This window comes from Musicola keenii, assembly GCF_014855505.1.
Lineage (GTDB): Bacteria > Pseudomonadota > Gammaproteobacteria > Enterobacterales > Enterobacteriaceae > Musicola > Musicola paradisiaca.
This window is the reverse complement of sequence record NZ_JAAWVW010000054.1, coordinates 1-1,187: the sequence shown is the minus strand read 5'-3', so window position 1 is coordinate 1,187 and position 1,187 is coordinate 1. Positions and strand designations below refer to the sequence as shown.

Annotated in this window: 1 protein-coding gene; it reads left to right on the top strand. The window is 49.6% G+C overall.

The features are described from left to right. Positions 1-58: 58 nt before the first annotated feature. Positions 59-1,187: IS256 family transposase (locus HEP82_RS19780; RefSeq protein ID WP_192459608.1), on the top strand; the 1,129-nt coding region annotated here is incomplete at its 3' end.

Below are 1,187 nucleotides of genomic sequence, written 5' to 3'. Positions count from 1 at the left end.
CGGGAGTGTTAGAAATTCTGTGTCATTCCAGTAGTATATAATCAAAAAGGAATGACATATGTCCCAGCCCTTCGATTTCGATAAAGCGCTTAAAGCCCTCCAGTCTGGTCAGGCATTAACGGGCAAAGATGGTATCTTAACGCCTTTAATCAAACAGTTAACGGAAGCTGCCTTGTCTGCGGAACTGGACTCACATCTGGCTCAGGATGTTGAAGCTAACCGTAAAAATGGCTCCGGCAAAAAGACCATTAAAGCCCCGACGGGCAGCTTCGAACTGGCGACTCCGCGCGATCGTAATGGCACTTTTGAACCCCAGTTGGTGAAAAAACATCAGACCACGTTATCCGACGAGATCGAACACAAGATCATTCGCCTGTTTGCACTGGGGATGAGCTACCAGGACATTAGCCGGGAGGTCGAAGATTTATATGCCTTCAGCGTGTCCACTGCTACCATCAGTGCAGTAACCGATAAAGTCATCCCCGAACTAAAACTGTGGCAACAGCGCCCGCTGGAGCAGGTTTATCCCTTCGTCTGGCTGGACGCTATTCACTATAAAATCCGGGAAGATGGCCGTTATCAGAGCAAAGCGGTTTACACCGTGCTGGCCCTGAATCTGGAAGGTAAAAAGGAAGTTCTGGGCCTGTATCTGTCAGAAAGTGAGGGGGCTAACTTCTGGCTGTCGGTATTAAGCGACCTGCAACATCGCGGTGTTAAAGACATTCTGATTGCCTGCGTGGACGGGCTGACCGGCTTCCCAGAGGCAATAAACAGCATTTATCCGCAGACGGAAGTGCAGTTGTGCGTCATTCATCAGATACGCAATTCGATTAAATATGTGGCCTCAAAGCACCATAAAGCCTTCATGACCGACCTGAAGCCAGTCTACCGTGCCGTGTCAAAAGAAGCGGCCGAAATGGCACTGGATGAGTTGGAAGCGAAATGGGGGCTGCAGTATCCGGTGGTGCTCCAGTCGTGGCGACGCAAGTGGGACAATCTGTCAGCGTACTTCCGCTATCCGGCCAATATCCGCAAAGTCATTTACACCACAAATGCTATCGAATCGGTGCACAGACAGTTCAGGAAACTGACCAAAACCAAAGGTGCTTTCCCGAATGAAAACAGTCTGTTGAAGCTGCTTTATCTGGGGCTAATGAACGCACAGGAAAAATGGACAATGCCCATCC